The following is a 1,831-nucleotide window of genomic DNA, read 5'->3' as shown; positions in this document are numbered from 1 at the left end:
TCGCGCCGCACCAGACGCTGATCTACCGCGTCACCGGCGCACACCGCCTGGCGAACGGTCATTATCTGTCCGAAGCGCCCAGCGACGTGAACCCGGCCGAGGACGGCATCGCCACGCCCGAGGGTGACCCGACCATCCATCACGAACTCAGCCCCTGGGGCGGCAGCAAGGGGCCGGGCGACTTCCCGCAATATGGCGGCTGGGGCGGTGCTCAGGCCGACCGCACGCCATTCGGGCGACCGCTCCGCCTGATGGGAAAGGTGTATGACACCGGCATCGGCGTACTCGCCAACTCGCGGCTGGAGGTGCGCAATCGCGGGCAGTCCCGCTTTGCCGCAACGGTCGGGATCGACGATTCCGCCACCGCGCGCGGACAGCGCGTGGTGTTCGAGGTTTATGGCGACGGCATGCTGCTCGCCCGCTCGCGCCCCGTCACCTTGAACGAAACGCCCGCCGCTATCGAGGCGGATGTGCGGGGCCGCCAGATCGTCGAACTGGTCGCCCGACCCGATAGCGCTCCCGAGGCGGCGCTGCCCGTCGTCTGGGGCGATGCGCAGCTGATCGATTGACTTGGATTAGCGTGGATAGCCATGGTCTTGCCGTTTCGTGGCCCCCATGCAAAAGTCCGTGAAAATCATAGGGAGAGGGTGATGAAACCCGATTGGCAAGGGCCGGTGCTGACCCGTCGTCAGCAGCTGGCCGGCATAGCAGGCGGCCTGGCGATGGGAGCGCTACCTAGCGTAGCCTGGGCGGCGGATGATCGCGCCAGCCTGCGCGACCTGGCGGCCCAGAAAGGCATCCTCTTTGGCACCGCGATCAATGCGGGGCGCGGATCGCCGATCAACGACCCTGGCTATGGCGCCATCGTCGCGCGCGAATGCGGCGTGCTCGTTCCCGAGAACGAGATGAAGGTCTATGTGCTGGGCCATGATCCGGCGCATCTGAACTTCGCTCCGGCCGACCGGATCGCGGGCTTCGCGCAGGACAATGGCATGAAGCTGCGCGGCCACACCCTGTTATGGAACTATAGCAAATATATCTCGCCCGCGCTGGCCCAGACGGTGACCGCGACCGGCGCGGAGACATGGCTGCGCCGTTACATTGCCGCCGTGGCCGGGCATTTCGGCGACCGGATCTATAGCTGGGACGTGGTGAACGAGACGATCGATCCCAAGACAGGCGAGGTCCGCGGCACGGTGTTCGACCAGGCGCTGGGCTTCGACGTGTTCAAGATCGCTTACGAAACCGCGCGCGAGCACGCCCCCCATGCCCAGCGCGTCTATAACGACTATATGTCCTGGGAGGTCGGCAACGAGACTCACCGCGCGGGCGTGCTCCGCCTGCTGGAGCGGTTTCGCAAGGAAAACGTCCCCGTCGATGCGCTCGGCATCCAGAGCCATCTCGGCAATGACGGCAGCCATTCCAAGGCCCAGCATATGGAGTGGAAGCGCTTCCTGGATGGAGTCACCGCCATGGGCTATCGCCTGCTGATCACCGAGTTCGACATCAATGACCGCGAAATGCCCAAGGACATCGCCCAGCGCGATGCGCAGGTCGCCGCGGTCGCCAAAAGCTATCTCGACCTGATGCTGTCCTATCCGCAGCTCGATCAACTGCTCTGCTGGGGGCTGTGGGACAAGCATAGCTGGCTGAACGGCTTCGCCCCGCGCGCCGATGGTCTTCCGCAGCGGCCTTTGCCCTATGACGATGCGCTCAGCCCCAAGCCGATGCGCGCCGCCATCGCCGACGCCCTGCGCGCCGCGCCGGTCCGAAAGGGTATCGCATGATCCGTGGCCTGACCGCGCTGGCACTGGCCTTGTCGACCGCCGGA

Annotated in this window: 2 protein-coding genes; both read left to right on the top strand. The window is 65.8% G+C overall.

The genetic code is table 11. From position 1 onward, the window contains the following. A partial coding sequence (locus SB4_RS14075) for an NPCBM/NEW2 domain-containing protein (RefSeq protein WP_193753829.1) occupies positions 1-569 on the top strand: 569 nt, incomplete at its 5' end. Between the two features lie 81 nt (positions 570-650). Continuing rightward, a complete protein-coding gene (locus tag SB4_RS14070) occupies positions 651-1,787 on the top strand; it encodes an endo-1,4-beta-xylanase (protein WP_058753066.1) in 1,137 nt (378 codons plus the stop codon). Positions 1,788-1,831: the final 44 nt, after the last annotated feature.

Origin of the sequence: Sphingomonas sanguinis (assembly GCF_001476905.1) — a bacterium.
In the GTDB taxonomy this organism is placed as follows: Bacteria; Pseudomonadota; Alphaproteobacteria; order Sphingomonadales; family Sphingomonadaceae; genus Sphingomonas; species Sphingomonas sanguinis_B.
Note: the sequence above shows the minus strand (reverse complement) of the source record. Positions and strands in the feature narration are given on the sequence as shown.